The following is a 13,894-nucleotide window of genomic DNA, read 5'->3' as shown; positions in this document are numbered from 1 at the left end:
GCGCGCCGTCGGTGCGGTCGACCTGCGCGCCCGATTCGGCCAGTCGGTCGAGAACCTCGTCTACAATGGCGAATTTGCGCACCTCGTCGACCTGGAAGCGCAGTTCGGGGGTGTTGACCATCGGCGCCATCTGGCCGCGCAATTCGGTGACGCTCTGTCCGAGCGCCGTCGCCGCCTCGATCAGCCGCACCGCGGCATAGGGCGCGTCGTCATAGCCATAATAGCGATCGGCGAAGAAGATATGCCCGCTCATCTCGCCGGCCAGCGGACTGCCGGTTTCCTTCATCTTCGCCTTGATCAGGCTGTGCCCGGTTTTCCACATCAGCGGCTTTCCGCCCAGTTCGGCGACGCGGTCGAACAGGGCCTGGCTGGCCTTCACATCGGCGATAACCGTCGCCCCCGGCAGGTCGCGGAGTGCCGCGGCGGCATAGATTTGCAGCAGTTGGTCACCCCAGATCACCCGGCCTTCGCCGTCAATCGCGCCGATACGATCGCCGTCTCCATCGAAAGCGACGCCGAAATCGAGGCGCTTGTCCGCGACGAGCTTTCTGAGATCCGCCAGATTCTTTTCCTCGGTGGGATCGGGATGGTGGTTCGGGAAATGGCCGTCGATATCGGTGAAAAGCAGGTGATGTTCACCCGGCAAGCGCGCGGTCAGCTTTTCGATAACCGTGCCCGCAGCACCGTTCCCGGCATCCCAGCCGATCCGGAAGCCGCGCCCCGCGAAACCTTCGACCAGCCGGTCGACATAAGCGTCGACGATGTCGATGCTCTCCGCCGTTCCTTCTCCGCTATCCCAGTCGGCGGCGGCGGCCATTTCGCCGATCCGCTGAATATCGGCGCCGAAAAAGGGGCGCCCCTGAAACACCATCTTGAAACCATTATAGTCGGGGGGATTGTGGCTGCCGGTTATCTGTATGCCGCCATCCACCTGCTGCGTTGACGCGGCGTAATAGAGCATCGGCGTCGGCCCCAGCCCGACGTTCAGCGCATCGATGCCCGCGGCGTTGATCCCGGCGATCAGCGCGTCGGCCAGCATCGGCGACGACAGCCGCCCGTCGTAACCGACCGCGATCCGCCTGCCCCCCGCCCGGCGGATCAACGTCGCGAAGCTGCGCCCGATCGCGTTGGCGTCAGCCGCGGACAGCGTGTCGCCGACGACGCCGCGAATGTCATATTCGCGCAGCATGGTAGGATGGAAAACATGGGTCATGGCGGATCCTGTGGGAAGAGGGGAGGTCAGGCGGCGGCGAACAGGTCGCCGTCGGGATGGAACCGCTCGCGCGCCGGCAGGTTCAAGCCCCCCATCGCTTCGCGCAGTTCCTGCCGCGCGACGACATGGCCGATCCCCATGCCGCCAAGGTGCGCCTTGTCGAGCAGGGTAAGGCCTGCGGGGAACAGTTCGCGATAGATCACGCGCTCGCCGAGGCCGGGGATGACGCGAAAACCGACACGGCGCGACAATTGGGTCAGCGCCTCGCCGACACGGCGCATATTGTGCGCATCGACATGCTGGAGGCGGTTGCGCAGGATGATCCAGTCGATCGTCCGCCCGTCGGTCTTGGCGCGCGTCTTGCGCGTGTCCCAGATCAGCTCGGAATAAAAGCTGGGGCGCGTAACCTGAAACGTTTCGGGATCGACTTGTCCGATCAGGTCGAAATCGATGAAACTGTCGTTGATCGGGGTGACCAGCGTGTCGGCGCTTGTCGCGAGGTGGCGGGCAAAAACGTCGTCGCGGCCGGGGGTGTCGGCGATCAGATAATCGGCGTCCTGGCTCAGCCGGGCGACCTGTTCGTCGAGTTCTTCGATCGTTGTGCCCTCGAACACCTCGAAGCGCGGGGTAGGCAACACGATGTCACGGCGCTTTTCGGTGTTCTGGCGATTCTCCAGATAGCGGTGGAAAGTGCGCTGACGCGGATCGAGGTCGATCCCGGCGACGCGCCAGCCCTGGCTCGCCAGCGCCACCGCGAAATGCACGGCGCAGGTCGATTTGCCCGTTCCGCCCTTTTCATTGGCAAAGATGATGCGGTGCGGTGCGGGCGTCGTCATGAGCGTTGCGATTTTCCTGTTTGCGCGGCATGGGCGGCCGTCGCGCGAAGTGATATAGTCGCGCCAATATCGGAGGGCGACCAACCGTGCAAATCATCCGTGACATCGCGATGCTGCACCGTGCCGTGACGGCACTGAAGCAAGGGGGCAAAAGCGTCGCGCTGGTGCCGACGATGGGCTCGCTGCACGACGGCCATCTTTCGCTCGTCCGCATGGCAAAACGTGTCGCCGATCACGCCGTCGTGTCGATCTTCGTCAACCCGACCCAGTTCGGCCCGAACGAGGATTTCGACGCCTATCCGCGCGACGAGGCGCGCGACGCCGCGATGCTGGCGCAGGAAGGCACCGCACTCCTCTGGGCGCCCGATGTCGGCACGATGTACCCCGGCGGCCACAACACGCATATCGAGGTTGCCGAACTCGGCGCGGATTATTGCGGCGCGGCGCGCCCCGGCCATTTCGACGGCGTTGCGACCGTCGTCGCCAAATTGTTCAACCAGGTGCGCCCCGACGTCGCCATCTTCGGCGAAAAGGACTGGCAGCAACTTGCGATCATCCGCCGCATGGCACGTGACCTGGACTTCGCGATCGACATATTGGGCGCGCCGATCGCGCGCGACACCGACGGCCTCGCGCTGTCGTCGCGCAATGCCTATCTGTCACCCGAACAGCGCGCGGCGGCAACCGCATTTCCGCGCGCGCTGAACGCTGCGGCCAAAGCGATTGCGAGCGGCGGCGATGTCCCCGAAGCTCTTGCCAAGGCCGAGGCGGCGATCGTCAGCGGCGGCTTCGACAGCGTCGATTATGTCGCGGTCGCCGACGCCGACAGCCTCGAACGGCTGGGTGCCTTGCGCCCACCAGCACGGCTTCTGGCGGCGGCGCGGATCGGAAAAACGCGGTTGATCGACAATCTTCCAATCGGTTGATTAACGTCGGGAACCGCCAATTTCTGGGGGCTTTGCGCAATATCCACAAAAAAGTCGCGCTGCCGTTAACGTTTTGTTGACCATAAACCGCAAATTTGGGCCCCGAGGTCTCCATGTGGGGTGGAGGCAAAGGGGGTTATCATGGCGAACAGTCTGAAGTCTGCCCAATATCTGATCGAGAGCCGCTTGCTCGACGCCGCCCGCGGCGACGCCAATGCCTATTTCGATCTCGGTATCGCTTTTTCGACCGGCACCGGCGGGGTCGATGTCGACCTGATCCAGGCGCATAAATGGTTCAATCTCGCCGCGCTCGGCGGCAATATCGAAGGCCAGCAGTGCCGCGCCGACCTGTCGGACGAAATGTCACGCGACGAAATCGCCGAGGCGCAGCGGCAGGCGCGGGCCTGGCTCGACGAGACAGCGCGCCGTCCCGCCGCTCGCCGCTTCGCCGCCTGATTCTTTTCGACTTCGTCCCTTCGTCATTCCGGACTTGGTCCGGAATCCAGCCAGGCGACAAAGCTTGGCCCCCGGATCAGGTTCGGGGTGACGAAAAAGGATACCGCCTATTCCTTCCGCTTGAAGGGCGTGTGCCCTTCCAGCCATTGCATTTCCGATTCTTCGGCGCGGCGTTCCTGTTCTAGAAAACCGGCCACCGCGCGGCGAAAGCCCGGATCGGCAATATAATGCGCCGACCAGGTAGCAACGGGGCCATAGCCGCGCGCCAGCTTGTGCCCACCCTGCGCGCCCGCCTCGACGCGGGCAAGGCCATGCTCGATCGCGATGTCGATCGCGCGGTAATAGCATAGCTCGAAATGCAAAAAGGGAATGTCGACCTGGCAGCCCCAATAGCGACCATATAGCGTGTCGGCGCCAAGGAAGTGCAGCGCGCCCGCAACCGGCCGCTCTTCGGCGTCATAAGCGATCAGCAGGATGATCCTGTCCGCCATCGTCGCGCCCATCAGGTCGAAGGCTTCGCGTGTGAGATAGGGATGTCCCCATTTGCGTGCGCCCGTGTCCTGATAGAAAAGCCACATCGCGTCCCAATGTTCGGGACCGATGGCGTCGCCCGTCAGTTGCTCGATCCGCAGGCCCTCGACCGCGCGGAGGCGTTCCTTGCGCAATTGCTTGCGTTTTTGCGAATTCAGCGTGCCGAGGAAATCGTCGAAGCCGGCATAGCCGTCGTTCGCGAAATGGAACTGGATATCGCGGCGAACGAGCCAGCCCGCTTCCTCGAACAGCGGCATCTGGTCGGGCGCGACAAAAGTCGCGTGCGCCGATGAAAGACCATTTTGGCGCACCACCGCCTCGGCGGCGCGGAGCAGTAACAGCGCATCGTCGTCGCGCCTCGCCAGCAGGCGCGGCCCCGGCACCGGGGTGAAGGGCACCGCGATCTGCAGCTTGGGATAATAGTCGCCGCCCGCCCGCGCCCACGCATCGGCCCACGCATGATCGAAAACATATTCGCCCTGGCTGTGCGCCTTGAGATAGGCGGGCGCCGCTGCCACCAGCGCGCCACCCGAATCCTCGACGAGCAGGGGCGCGGCCTGCCAGCCAGTCCCCGGCCCGACGCTGCCCGATTCCTCCAGCAACGACAGGAAGGCGTGGCCGACGAACGGATTGCCGCCATCGTGCAGCGCATCCCACGCGGCCGCGTCAATCGCGGCGACGCCCGTCCCGAGCGAGATCGTCCGTCCAGGCGGGTCGGCTTCAGCCACCGGCGTGCTTAGGCAGGCTTCACCGCGACGATCGCGTCAGCCTCGACCGCCGCGCCGAGCGGCAGCACCGCGACGCCGACCGCGGCGCGCGCATGGCGGCCGGCATCGCCGAACAGCGCCTCGAACAGGTCCGACGCGCCGTTGGCGACCTTTGCCTGGTCGGTAAAGTCGGGGGCGCTGTTCACGAACACGCCTAGCTTCACGACTCGTTCGATGCGCGACCAGTCGCCGCCGAGTGCCTGTCCGATCTGCGCGACGAGCATCAGCGCGACGCGCTGCGCGGCGTCCTGCCCGCCCGCCACATCGACATCGTCGCCGAGGCGGCCGGTCACGACCTGTCCGTCGCGAAAAGGCAGCTGACCGCTGACATAGAGCAGGCCGCCATGCTCGACGACGGGCACATAGGCCGCGACCGGCGCGGCGGGTTTGGGGAGTTCGAGGCCGAGCTCGGCGAGTTTGGTGGTGATATCCATCGGGTCTGTCCTTGTTAGACCGGCTCGGGGGCCGGGGCGGGGATGTTTTCGGCGAGACGCGCCAATATCCAGTGCTGCGCCGCCGTCCAGTCGTCGATACGCGCATGGGCGTGTTTCGCCGGCGCAATCTTGTCGGCGATCGCCGGCTCGCCGACGAAGTGGAGCCGCCACACTTCGGGCGCGGCCTCTGCAACCGACGTGTGATGACCGGCCAGATCGTCGATGAACACCGCGACCGAGGGCTGGTACTGCTCGATCAGGCGGCGCACCGGATCGCCCTTGCCGCCGCGGCTGCCGACGACGAGCGCGTGAAAATCATGCAGCGCGAGCTGTTCGACGCGCGCCTGCTGGTGCTCGGGGCCAACATTGGTGAGGACGACGATATCCGCCTCCGCGCCGATCGCCGCCATCGCCGCGAGCGCACCGGGGATCGGATATTGGCGCGTCATCTCCTTTCGGAAAAAACCGTCGAGCAAGGGCCACACCTCGGCCGCTTCCAGCGGCGTGCCGCATTCCTTGCGCTTCAGCGCGCTCGCAAAGCTGGCGTCCTCGATGCGGAAGATCACCCCATGTTCGGCGTCGACCCATTCGGCGAAAGGGACGACCATGTGCATCAGCACCTCGTCGCAATCGGTGATGACGAGGGGACGGGTCATGCGGTGGTTCCTTCCAGTCTTTGCGCCGCGGCTGCGATGCTGGCAGGCGGCACCTGCAACGCATCGGCGCACGCCACAAGGTCGTTTTCATGGCCCGAGAGGAACGACAGGATCGCCGCAAGTGTCGCCTGTTCACCCAGCGAGGCGCGCAATTCGCCCGGCGCAAGTCCGGTCAGGCCGAGCAGCCGTTCGGCACGCGGTTCGTCGCTCAAGATCCAGCCGAGCGCCCGAAGCGCCAGCGCGGCATCGCCATCATCCAAGTCACAAACCCCTTCGTCGCGATGCAATTGTGTCGTGCGGCCGATTCGCCTAAACGGGCCGCGGACGCAAGGTGGGGAACACAAGCAACATGGGCAAGACCATCCTGGTCGTCGAGGATAATGAACTTAACCTCCGCCTGTTCTGCGACCTGCTCAATGCGCATGGTTACAGCGCGCACCCGGTGCGCGACGGGCGCGACGCGCTGGCGAAGGCGCGCGAAATCGCGCCCGACCTGATCATCATGGACATTCAACTGCCGCACGTCAGCGGGCTCGAACTGATCGGCCAGATGAAAGCCGACCTGACCTTGCGCGCGGTGCCGATCATAGCGGTGACCGCCTATGCCGGGAAAGGCGACGAGGAACAGATCCGCGCCGCCGGGGCCGAAGCCTATGTCTCGAAACCGATTTCGGTGATCAAGTTCATCGAAAGCGTCGGCGCTTTCGCCTGAGCGCGGATGTCGGCCGCGCGCGCGCCGCGCCGATAACCCGTCCGCATCGTGCCAAGTCGAGATGCCCCACGGCGTCGCTCGACACGAACGGACACAGAGGTGCGTCGGCTTGCGACCGGACACGAACCTATCCATTCTCGTCACGCTGGACTTGATCCGGGGTGACGAGAGGGCGGAGCGAACGTCCGCTTCCCACCCCAAAGCAGACTATCAAACGCGCACGAAAAAGGGCGGCACGGGGCCGCCCTTCTGGATCGTTTTCGGAGTCACGCGCCTCCGATCACCCTTCGCGGGGATGACGCATTTCCGTCCCACGCGCATTCAGCGCATGGGGAAAATGCGTCACTTGATCTTGGCTTCCTTGAACTCGACATGCTTGCGGACACGCGGGTCATATTTGCGCACCGACATTTTTTCGGTCATCGTGCGCGGGTTCTTTTTGGTGACATAGAAAAAGCCCGTGTCGGCGGTGCTCACCAGCTTGATCTTGACGGTCGTCGGCTTAGCCATGGCCCTGTTCCTCGAAGTAACTGCACATCCGCCGGAGATCCGGTGGATGCGGCGGGACTAGGGGCCCCGACGTTGGTGTGAAAAACATGAAAGGGCCGCGCGACGCCGCGCTGCCTCTCAATATCCGGGCGCCTTTGGCGGGATTCGGCCTTTCTGTCAAGCGAAAGGAACGGGCGGGCGGCAATATGGGCCGCCCGCCCGCGGGGTCGGCGATTCGCGCCGTCAGCCGTTCCTGATCTCGAAACGCACCGTCATCACCTTCCAGCTTTCCTCGGCAACGCCGCCGCGGGTCGCGGGCCTGAAACGCCATTTGGCGAGCGCGCGGCGTTTCGTCTCCTCGAAAAAGCCGGGGCTGTCGGTGCTGACCAGTTCGACCGCCTTCACGCGCCCGTCGGTGCCGATGAGGATGCGGACCTTTGCCATCCCTTCGACCTCGCGGCGCTGCTCGCTCGCCGGATAATCGGGCTGGAACGATCCCGCGAACCGCGGATCGAGCTCGGCCAGAACCAGCTTGGGCGGCGGCGGCGGATCGGCCGGGCGGACAGGCGGTCCCGGGTCGATCGGCGGCAGATCCACGATGACCGGCCCCTTTTCGACAAAATCGGTGTTGAGCGGCACCGTCTTGACCAGCGGATCGACGCTGTCGGTCGCCGACGAAGCCTTTGGGGTCGGCTTGGCATCTTCGACGGCTTCGGGCGGCGGCGGCGGCGGTTTGGGCAGTTTGATGATCGTGCCGATCAACGGCTCGGTCCGCGGCTTGGACTCCATGACCATCGGCGACAACGCAACCGCGGCGACCAGCGCGATGGGCAAACCCACCGCCAGCAACGCCGCGACCGGCCGGTGGCGGTTGCCCGAGCCATAGCTGTTGCGGGGCGGCATCGCGGGCGCACCAACGGGCGCCGGGGTCGCATCGGGGGCGGCGATGATAGCGGACATCAACGGGATCAGAGTCATGGCATCTCTCCTTGCCTGTGCGACCCGGCCTCGCGGCTTTCCGACCATTGCTATCGGCCAGGTCCATTGACGTGATATTATAACATCACTTATTTTGTCAAGCGCATTGGTAGGCAAGATCGAAAGCCATGCACGGCGCGATATCAGGCGGCGGACAGCCGCGCCACCGCCTCGTCCTTCGCGATCAGCGGCAACAGTTCGGCCATGTCGGGACCATGGTCACGGCCAGTGAGCGCACGGCGAAGCGGCAGAAACAGGGCGCGCCCCTTGGCGCCCGTCGCCTCCTTCACCGCCGCGGTCAGCGCGTGCCAGGGATCGGCACCCCAATCGATGCCGGGCACCGCGGTAGCCGCGGCAGCCATCACCGGACGGTCGGCCGCATCGGTGGGCGGCGGCGTAAACGGACCGTCGAACACCGGCACCCAATCGGCCGCCTCGGCAACCGTCAGCAGATTGGGACGAATCGCGTGCCAGCGCGGCGCCGTGATCGCAGGGGGCAAACGATGCACGACCGCATCATGGTCGGTGTGGTGCAATATCTTCTGGTTCAGCAACGCGAGTTCGGCTTCGTCGAAACGCGCCGGCGCACGGCCGAAGCGGCCGAAATCGATACTCTCGATCAGCGGTGCGAGCGATGTCACCGGTTCAACGGGATCGCTTGTCCCCAACCGCGCGAGCAGGGCAGCGAGCGCGATCGGTTCAATTCCGGCGTCGCGCAGGCTCTCCATCCCGAGCGAACCCAGCCGCTTCGACAATTTCCCCTCGGTCCCGACGAGCAGCGCTTCGTGCGCAAAAGCGGGCGGCGGCGCGCCAAGCGCGTCGAACATCTGGATCTGCGCCGCGGTGTTCGACACATGATCCTCGCCGCGCACGACATGGCTGACCCCCATCGCAATATCGTCGATGACACTCGGGAGGAGGTAGAGCCAGCTGCCATCGGCACGGCGCACCACGGGGTCGGACATGGTTTTCGGTTCAAAATGCTGGATTCCACGAACCATATCGACCCACTCGATCGGCGCATCATGGTCGAGCCGGAAGCGCCAGTGCGGTGGGATGCCGTCGGGCACCGGCGCATCGGCGGGCTTGCGTTCATAGACCGGCGGCAGCCCGCGCGACAGCAGCACTTTGCGGCGAATATCGAGTTCTTCGGGGGTTTCATAACAGGCGTAGACGCGCCCCGCGGCCTTCAGCCTGTCGAACTCGGCCTCGTAAAGCGCGAAGCGGGCCGACTGCCGCTCCTCGCCATCGATATCGAAACCCAGCCAGGCAAGGTCCGCACGAATCGCATCGACATATTCCTCTTTCGATCGGTCGAGATCGGTGTCGTCGATGCGCAACAGGAACCGCCCGCCATATTTCCGCGCCCACAGCCAGTTATGCAGCGCAGTGCGGACATTGCCGACGTGGAGGGTGCCGGTCGGCGAAGGGGCGAAGCGGGTCACGACAGTCATGGGCGGCGCCTATAACCGCATATTCGGCCGCCGTCAGTTATCTTCCTCAATCTTGCGGTTCTGCACGATATGCGCCGCCCAGCGCAGCGCCATGCCGATCACCGAAAGCACCGAGCCCGCGATGATCGCCGCAATCAGCGTGCGATTTTCGCCGGGCCCCGGCCATGCGACCCATGCGAGCAGGGCCACGCTGCAAATCGACAGCGCATAGCCGATCCCGGTGAGCCAGTTCGCCACGCTGGTCAGCCTTGCCCGCGGCGCACCGGCCAAAACGCCCAGGCAATCGCGAGCAGCGAAACGATCAGCAGGACGCTATATTCCATGCCGTTGCGCCCGCCGCCGACGACGAACCAGCCCGCGGGCAGGTGGACGAGGATCAGGCCGAGCGTCAATATGCCGGCGTGGCCGAGCGCGGCGAGGCTGGTCCAGCGGCGCGCCAGCATCAGCGCGGGGCCGACCAGCTCGTACAGCGTCACCGCCATCGCCCAGCCATAGCCGAAGGGAAAGCCAAGGCTGTCCAGCCACGTCCCGAACGGTTCGACCAGTCCGGCCGCGAGTCGGTAGGTGCCGTGGATCAGGATGAGGATCGCCACGGCGATGCGCAGCGCCTCGAACGCCAGCGCGGCGCGCGCCGCCGGTGCCGCCGGTCCGATCAAAGCCATGATCCCCTCCCCCTATCCCGTTCGGAACGCATGGGTGATCGGATAGCGCCGGTCGCGCCCGAAATTGCGCGTCGACAATTTGACCCCCGGCGGTGCCTGGCGGCGCTTATATTCAGCGAGCATCAGCAACCGTTCGATCCGCACGACGGCATCGCGGTCGAACCCGTGGCGCGCCACCACATCGTCGACGCTCGCTTCTTCCTCGACGAGCATGTGGAGCATCCGATCGAGGTCCACATAGGGCGGCAGGCTGTCCTCATCCTTCTGGTCGGGACGCAGCTCCGCGCTCGGCGGCTTGGTGATGATGGTGCTTGGCATCACCGGCGTCACGGGGTTGCGCGACAGGCGCGGGACGTTCGCGTTGCGCCATTCGGCGAGAGCGAACACCGTCATCTTATAGGCGTCCTTCAGCGGGTTGTATCCGCCCGCCATGTCGCCATAGATGGTCGCATAGCCGACGCTCATCTCGCTCTTGTTGCCCGTCGTCAGCAGCATCGGGCCGAATTTGTTGCTGAGCGCCATCAGCGTGACGCCGCGGATGCGCGACTGGACATTCTCCTCGGTGATATCGACGTCCCTGTCGGCGAAGCTGCCCGCCAGCATCGTGTCGAACGCCTCGACCGCCGGCGCGATGGGAATTGTGTCGAGCCGGCATCCGATCATCTTCGCGCAGCCCGCCGCATCGTCGAGGCTTTCCTGGCTGGTAAAGCGGCTCGGCAGCATCACGCACCACACCTTGTCCGGCCCCAGCGCGTCGGCCGCGATTGCGGCGCAGATGGCCGAATCGATCCCGCCCGACAGCCCGAGCACGACGCCGGGGAAGCGGTTGCGTTCGACATAGTCGCGCAGGCTCAGGATCATCGCGCTGTAGATGTCGGCGGGATGCGCTTCCCATTCGGCGATCGCGCCCGCGTCGCATACCCAGCGCCCGTCGCCGCGGTTGGTCCAGTGCGTCACCCGCTCTTCGCCTTCCCAATCGGTCAGCCGGTGCGCGGTCGAACCATCGTCGTTCAGCACGAACGAACAGCCGTCGAACACGATTTCGTCCTGCCCGCCAATGCGGTTGAGAAAGATGAGCGGAAGCTTCGTTTCCGAGACACGGCTTGCGAACACTTGCGTCAAGCGACGCTCGTCCTTGTCGATTTCATACGGGCTGCCGTTGACCGAGATCAGCAATTCGGCGCCCTGCGCGGCCAGGTGCGCGCTGACTTTCGGCAGCCAGCCATCCTCACAGATCGGCAGCCCCAGCTTCACGCCGCGCCATTCGACAATATCGGGCAGCGGCCCGGGGACAAAGATGCGCTTTTCGTCGAAGGTGCCGTAATTGGGCAGTTCATGCTTGCGCCGGGTCGCAATGATTTTGCCGCCGTCGAGCAGGGCGACGATATTATACAGCACCTCGCTTCCATCGACATTCTGGCCGCGCTCGACCGAGCCGACGAGCATCGCGGGGCCGCCGTCAGCCGTTTCGGCGGCCAGCTCGGCAAGCATCGTCGCGGCGCGGTCCGCCAGCGCTGGTTTCAGCACCAGATCCTCGGGCGGATATCCGATCAGCTGAAGTTCGGGGTACAGGATCAGGTCGGCGCCCCGGTGCCGCGCACGCACGTCGCGCATTGCCTGCGCATTGGCGGCAAGGTCGCCGACGACCTGTGTCATCTGGGAAAGGACGATGGAAAGCTGTTGGATCATGCCGCTCGTTTAGCCGCGGTTTCGGGTCCACTGAAACAATATTCGGCGGCGGCTCCTTCCTTTGGCCGCGCAAAGGCAAGATGACCCTTTCCCTATCGGCGCTCGCTGGCTAAGGGGCGCGCAATCCTATCCGCCGCGAAAGGGCCGCGCACCCCATGAAACTCATCTCCGGCAACAGCAACCTGCCCCTGGCCCGCGCGATTGCGGACTATCTGGAATTGCCGCTGACCGATACCAGCGTGCGCCGTTTCGCGGACGAAGAGGTCTTCGTCGAAATCCATGAGAATGTCCGCGGCCAGGATGTCTTCGTCGTCCAGCCGACGAATTTCCCTGCGAACGACAATCTGATGGAACTCCTCATCATCAACGATGCGCTGCGCCGCGCGTCGGCCAAGCGCATCACGGCGGTCGTCCCCTATTTCGGCTATGCCCGCCAGGACCGCAAACCCGGTCCGCGCACGCCGATTTCGGCCAAACTCGTTGCAAACCTGATCACCACCTCAGGCGCCGACCGGGTGCTCGCGATCGACCTGCACGCCGGGCAGATCCAGGGCTTCTTCGATATCCCGACCGACAATCTCTACGCCGCGCCGGTGATGAGCGCCGACATCCAGGCGCGCTTTGCGGGCAAGAACCTCATGGTCGTGTCGCCCGACGTCGGCGGCGTGGTCCGCGCGCGCGCGCTCGCCAAGCGGCTCGACAATGCGCCGCTCGCAATCGTCGACAAGCGCCGTGAACGCGCCGGCGAATCGGAAGTGATGAACATTATCGGCGACGTTTCGGGCCGCTTCTGCATCCTGATCGACGATATCGTCGATTCGGCCGGAACGCTGTGCAACGCCGCTGCCGCGTTGAAGGCCGCAGGCGCCGAGGGTGTTGTCGCCTATTGCACGCATGGCGTGCTGTCGGGCGGTGCGGTCGCGCGTGTCGATGCCAGCGAACTGACCGAGCTGGTGATCACCGATTCGATCCAGCCGACCGATGCGGTGAACGACAGCAGCAAGGTCCGCGCGCTGACCGTCGCGCCTTTGCTCGGCGAAGCGATCAAGCGCATCGCCGACGAATCGAGCGTGTCCTCGCTTTTCGACTGATCGCATTATCGACGGCGCCGGTTCGCATTCGCGAGCCTTGTCAGCGGGCAAGCAATGCGCCGACGATCGTCTCCAGTTCACGGCGGAAACTCGCATGGTCGGGCGCCGCGTGGACAAGCCCCTTTGCCGTCCAGCACAGCGCCTGAGCCATGCTGCCCGCGCGCGATACCGCGGCGCCCGGCCCGCCCATCCGGATCGCATTCGCCATCGCGGTGACAAGTTTGCGTTCGGCTGCGCGCACCGCATCGCCGGGGTCGGGCGCGACCATCACCGCCACCTCTATCCCGTGCGGCGACGCGCGGAGCATCGCCATATGCTGCCCGGCCCATGCATCGAGCGCTCCGGCCAGCCGCGCGACGAGTGTGGCGGCGGGGTTGGCAAGGCAGCGCAGCGCAGCGGCGAGCGACGCTTCGATCAGCGATTGCATCGCCCAATCGGCGAGCGCGGCCTTCGATCCGAAACGATTGTAGAGCGCCTGGCGCGACACCCCGGTCGCGGCGGCGAGCTCCTCCATCGACGCCTTGCGGAATCCGGTGCGCGCAAAGAGCGCCAGCAAATTATCGGCGGAAATGCGATCGGTCATCGAGGCGATTTTACAAAATATATTGATTTTGTAAAATTGATATAATCAACTGAATATGGTCGTGCGCGCAAGCGCCAGGGGTGGCGGCGGGCGCCGCGCTGCGCTAGCGCAGCGCCATGTCACTCACATCCGATCTCAACCTCGCCAATCGGCTTGCCGACGCTGCCGGCGAAGCGATCCGTCCGCTGTTCCGCGCTGCCTTTGCGCATGAGGCCAAGGCCGATGCATCCCCGGTGACCGAGGCCGATCGCGCCGCCGAAGCCGCGATGCGCCGCCTGCTCGATGCCGAGGCGCCGCGCGACGGGATCATCGGCGAAGAATATGGCGCCGAGCGTCCCGACGCCTCGCGCCAATGGGTGCTCGACCCGATCGACGGCACGGTCAGCTTCATGGCGGGGCGGCCGATCTTCGGGACGC

At 65.1% G+C, this 13,894-nt stretch carries 18 protein-coding genes; 5 read left to right on the top strand and 13 right to left on the bottom strand.

All coding sequences use genetic code 11. The annotated features are described in order from the left end of the window. Together pgmG and A3E77_RS10990 are read right to left on the bottom strand one after the other, a co-directional pair. Positions 1–1,213 (bottom strand): phosphoglucomutase/phosphomannomutase PgmG (pgmG, locus tag A3E77_RS10995; RefSeq protein WP_293645817.1); only part of this gene is annotated, 1,213 nt, incomplete at its 3' end. A 26-nt stretch (positions 1,214–1,239) separates the two neighbouring features. After that, positions 1,240–2,049: a division plane positioning ATPase MipZ gene (locus A3E77_RS10990; protein ID WP_293645815.1), complete on the bottom strand. Its 810-nt coding sequence runs from the start codon at positions 2,047–2,049 to the stop codon at positions 1,240–1,242. A gap of 86 nt (positions 2,050–2,135) precedes the next feature. Between A3E77_RS10990 and panC the strand changes: the two genes are divergently transcribed. Beyond that, positions 2,136–2,975 carry a pantoate--beta-alanine ligase gene (gene panC / locus A3E77_RS10985; protein ID WP_293645813.1) on the top strand — a complete coding sequence of 280 codons (840 nt, stop codon included), beginning with the start codon at positions 2,136–2,138 and terminating at the stop codon, positions 2,973–2,975. 141 nt (positions 2,976–3,116) lie between these two features. Further along, positions 3,117–3,431 (top strand): SEL1-like repeat protein, encoded by a 315-nt coding sequence (locus A3E77_RS10980; protein ID WP_037515851.1) that lies wholly within the window; start codon positions 3,117–3,119, stop codon positions 3,429–3,431. A 107-nt stretch (positions 3,432–3,538) separates the two neighbouring features. Here the strand turns inward: A3E77_RS10980 and A3E77_RS10975 are convergent, their stop codons facing one another. From A3E77_RS10975 to A3E77_RS10960, 4 genes are read right to left on the bottom strand one after another with little or no spacing between them, the layout of a single operon-like run. Further along, positions 3,539–4,690: a GNAT family N-acetyltransferase gene (locus tag A3E77_RS10975; protein ID WP_293645811.1), complete on the bottom strand. Its 1,152-nt coding sequence runs from the start codon at positions 4,688–4,690 to the stop codon at positions 3,539–3,541. Between the two features lie 8 nt (positions 4,691–4,698). After that, positions 4,699–5,163 (bottom strand): RidA family protein, encoded by a 465-nt coding sequence (locus tag A3E77_RS10970; protein WP_293645809.1) that lies wholly within the window; start codon positions 5,161–5,163, stop codon positions 4,699–4,701. Between the two features lie 14 nt (positions 5,164–5,177). After that, on the bottom strand, positions 5,178–5,819 hold the full coding sequence (locus A3E77_RS10965) for an HAD family hydrolase (protein ID WP_293645807.1): 642 nt from the start codon (positions 5,817–5,819) through the stop codon (positions 5,178–5,180). After that, positions 5,816–6,079, bottom strand: a complete 264-nt coding sequence (locus A3E77_RS10960) for a DUF3572 family protein (protein WP_293645805.1) — start codon at positions 6,077–6,079, stop codon at positions 5,816–5,818. Before A3E77_RS10960 ends, A3E77_RS10965 begins: the two co-directional genes overlap by 4 nt. Before the next feature lie 89 nt (positions 6,080–6,168). On the opposite strand from A3E77_RS10960, the gene A3E77_RS10955 reads away from it, so the two are divergent. Continuing rightward, complete coding sequence (locus A3E77_RS10955) at positions 6,169–6,531, top strand: response regulator (protein WP_293645803.1); 363 nt, start codon at positions 6,169–6,171, stop codon at positions 6,529–6,531. Between the two features lie 342 nt (positions 6,532–6,873). Here A3E77_RS10955 and rpmG read toward each other — a convergent pair whose 3' ends face one another. From rpmG to A3E77_RS10925, 6 genes are all read right to left on the bottom strand, one after another. Next, positions 6,874–7,041 carry a 50S ribosomal protein L33 gene (rpmG, locus tag A3E77_RS10950; RefSeq protein ID WP_037515700.1) on the bottom strand — a complete coding sequence of 56 codons (168 nt, stop codon included), beginning with the start codon at positions 7,039–7,041 and terminating at the stop codon, positions 6,874–6,876. A 222-nt stretch (positions 7,042–7,263) separates the two neighbouring features. After that, positions 7,264–7,998 carry an energy transducer TonB gene (locus A3E77_RS10945; protein WP_293645801.1) on the bottom strand — a complete coding sequence of 245 codons (735 nt, stop codon included), beginning with the start codon at positions 7,996–7,998 and terminating at the stop codon, positions 7,264–7,266. A 143-nt stretch (positions 7,999–8,141) separates the two neighbouring features. After that, positions 8,142–9,452 (bottom strand): glutamate--tRNA ligase, encoded by a 1,311-nt coding sequence (locus A3E77_RS10940; RefSeq protein WP_293645799.1) that lies wholly within the window; start codon positions 9,450–9,452, stop codon positions 8,142–8,144. A gap of 33 nt (positions 9,453–9,485) precedes the next feature. Then, the gene (locus A3E77_RS10935; protein WP_293645797.1) at positions 9,486–9,689 is read right to left on the bottom strand and encodes a hypothetical protein; all 204 of its coding nucleotides are present in this window, start codon (positions 9,687–9,689) and stop codon (positions 9,486–9,488) included. Positions 9,690–9,694: 5 nt separating this feature from the next. Beyond that, entirely contained in the window at positions 9,695–10,114 is a 420-nt protein-coding gene (locus A3E77_RS10930; protein ID WP_293645795.1) for a DoxX family protein, read from the bottom strand. Positions 10,115–10,126: 12 nt separating this feature from the next. Then, entirely contained in the window at positions 10,127–11,803 is a 1,677-nt protein-coding gene (locus A3E77_RS10925; RefSeq protein ID WP_293645793.1) for an NAD+ synthase, read from the bottom strand. 155 nt (positions 11,804–11,958) lie between these two features. On the opposite strand from A3E77_RS10925, the gene A3E77_RS10920 reads away from it, so the two are divergent. After that, positions 11,959–12,894: a ribose-phosphate pyrophosphokinase gene (locus tag A3E77_RS10920; protein WP_293645791.1), complete on the top strand. Its 936-nt coding sequence runs from the start codon at positions 11,959–11,961 to the stop codon at positions 12,892–12,894. Positions 12,895–12,934: 40 nt separating this feature from the next. Here A3E77_RS10920 and A3E77_RS10915 read toward each other — a convergent pair whose 3' ends face one another. Continuing rightward, the gene (locus A3E77_RS10915; RefSeq protein ID WP_293645789.1) at positions 12,935–13,477 is read right to left on the bottom strand and encodes a TetR/AcrR family transcriptional regulator; all 543 of its coding nucleotides are present in this window, start codon (positions 13,475–13,477) and stop codon (positions 12,935–12,937) included. A 116-nt stretch (positions 13,478–13,593) separates the two neighbouring features. Here A3E77_RS10915 and A3E77_RS10910 point away from each other — a divergent pair. After that, positions 13,594–13,894, top strand: a 301-nt coding sequence (locus tag A3E77_RS10910; RefSeq protein WP_293645787.1) for an inositol monophosphatase family protein, incomplete at its 3' end; no start/stop codon positions are given.

The organism is Sphingopyxis sp. RIFCSPHIGHO2_12_FULL_65_19, from assembly GCF_001830555.1.
GTDB lineage: Bacteria > Pseudomonadota > Alphaproteobacteria > Sphingomonadales > Sphingomonadaceae > Sphingopyxis.
This window is presented reverse-complemented; position numbering and strand designations above follow the sequence as displayed.

What these genes read in the sequence shown, in the direction of transcription:
- A3E77_RS10990 (WP_293645815.1), bottom strand. Translation starts at nt 2,049, where the DNA reads ATGACGACGCCCGCACCGCACCGCATCATCTTTGCCAATGAAAAGGGC.
- A3E77_RS10980 (WP_037515851.1), top strand. Translation starts at nt 3,117, where the DNA reads ATGGCGAACAGTCTGAAGTCTGCCCAATATCTGATCGAGAGCCGCTTG.
- A3E77_RS10970 (WP_293645809.1), bottom strand. Translation starts at nt 5,163, where the DNA reads ATGGATATCACCACCAAACTCGCCGAGCTCGGCCTCGAACTCCCCAAA.
- A3E77_RS10965 (WP_293645807.1), bottom strand. Translation starts at nt 5,819, where the DNA reads ATGACCCGTCCCCTCGTCATCACCGATTGCGACGAGGTGCTGATGCAC.
- A3E77_RS10955 (WP_293645803.1), top strand. Translation starts at nt 6,169, where the DNA reads ATGGGCAAGACCATCCTGGTCGTCGAGGATAATGAACTTAACCTCCGC.
- rpmG (WP_037515700.1), bottom strand. Translation starts at nt 7,041, where the DNA reads ATGGCTAAGCCGACGACCGTCAAGATCAAGCTGGTGAGCACCGCCGAC.
- A3E77_RS10945 (WP_293645801.1), bottom strand. Translation starts at nt 7,998, where the DNA reads ATGACTCTGATCCCGTTGATGTCCGCTATCATCGCCGCCCCCGATGCG.
- A3E77_RS10940 (WP_293645799.1), bottom strand. Translation starts at nt 9,452, where the DNA reads ATGACTGTCGTGACCCGCTTCGCCCCTTCGCCGACCGGCACCCTCCAC.
- A3E77_RS10930 (WP_293645795.1), bottom strand. Translation starts at nt 10,114, where the DNA reads ATGGCTTTGATCGGACCGGCGGCACCGGCGGCGCGCGCCGCGCTGGCG.
- A3E77_RS10925 (WP_293645793.1), bottom strand. Translation starts at nt 11,803, where the DNA reads ATGATCCAACAGCTTTCCATCGTCCTTTCCCAGATGACACAGGTCGTC.
- A3E77_RS10920 (WP_293645791.1), top strand. Translation starts at nt 11,959, where the DNA reads ATGAAACTCATCTCCGGCAACAGCAACCTGCCCCTGGCCCGCGCGATT.
- A3E77_RS10915 (WP_293645789.1), bottom strand. Translation starts at nt 13,477, where the DNA reads ATGACCGATCGCATTTCCGCCGATAATTTGCTGGCGCTCTTTGCGCGC.